This is a genomic window from Rhodoferax sp. ZS1R8, assembly GCF_056521325.1.
Window position 1 is genome coordinate 1 of record NZ_JBWMBA010000133.1, and the last position, 1,179, is coordinate 1,179.

The window sequence follows — 1,179 nt, forward strand, 5'->3', positions numbered from 1 at the left end:
AAGACCGTGATGGGCCTTGAGCTTGCTGTTAAGGCCGTTGAGTCGGGTCGATGCGATTGGCTCTTCACGCTGGAGTGGAACATGGGCGACCTGCTACACGCGCTGCGGATACTGGGCCAAGACCCTTCAGCTATCGATGAAAGATTCGGCTTCGACAACTCCGATGCCATCTGTGCAAGCTACATCATCGATCGGCTTGCTTCTGCAGCAAGCGGCACCGTCGTAGTCATCGACTACCTTCAGTTGCTGGACCAAAAACGAGAAAACCCAGCGCTTGCCGTGCAGGTGCGAGCCCTCAAGGCGTTTGCCCGTGAACGAGGCTTGATCGTTGTATTCATCTCCCAGATTGACCGGTCTTACGACCCGGTAGCAAAACCTCTACCGGGCCTTGCTGATGTGCGCTTGCCCAACCCCGTCGATCTTTCGCTGTTCGACTGGACCTGTTTCTTGAACAATGGCGCGATTCAGGTATCAGCGGCCACCTGACGCGTTGAAAACCTAAAAAAACGGCGCACTCAACTTCTCCGTCACCATCACCCGCTGGCTCGCCGGCCGCTCCAGCAACCGTTGCAGATACGGCCCCAGGTGCGGTAAATCGCGGGCTTTGCGGCCGCTGAAGTTGCGGGTCCAGCGGCACAGGGTGAACACATAGGGGTCCAGCGCGCTATAGGTTTCGCCCATGAACCAGGGGCCGCCGTGGCGGGCCAGTTCGGCGTCCAATTGGTCCAGCATGCCGTCGATCTTGCTCTGGGCATGGGCCTTGACTTCGGCCACACCGGCAGCATTGCCCTCGTTGGCCCATCGCTGGGGGTAGAAGTAGATGATGAGCGCGCTTTGCAGCGTGTTGGTCAGCCACATCAGCCATTTGTAGAAGTGGGCGCGCTCTACCGTACCAACCGCGGGTGCCATGCCGGCCTGCGGGTGGGTATCACACAGGTGCAGGCAGATGGCGGCGGTTTCATACAGTACCAGGCCATCACCGTCCGTCAGCGCGGGCAGCAGGCCGTTGGGGTTGAGCTGCAGGTAGGCGGGCTCGCGGTGGGCGCCCACCGTGTTGTCTACCAGAACCAGTTCAAACGGGGTGCCAATTTCTTCCAGCAACATGTGCGGAATCATGCTGACGGTGGCGGGGGCGTAGTGCAGGTGGATCATGCTTGAACTGTGGTTGTAAGAGTCGAT

2 protein-coding genes are annotated in these 1,179 nt (G+C 59.5%); one reads left to right on the forward strand and one right to left on the reverse strand.

Annotated elements, in window-relative coordinates; genetic code table 11:
- On the forward strand, window positions 1–486 hold a 486-nt coding region (locus AC097P_RS24415; RefSeq protein ID WP_479613004.1), incomplete at its 5' end, for a DNA helicase.
- Between the two features lie 12 nt (window positions 487–498).
- Here the strand turns inward: AC097P_RS24415 and AC097P_RS24420 are convergent.
- The gene (locus AC097P_RS24420; protein ID WP_479613005.1) at window positions 499–1,152 is read right to left on the reverse strand and encodes a glutathione S-transferase family protein; all 654 of its coding nucleotides are present in this window, start codon (window positions 1,150–1,152) and stop codon (window positions 499–501) included.
- Window positions 1,153–1,179 lie beyond the last annotated feature (27 nt).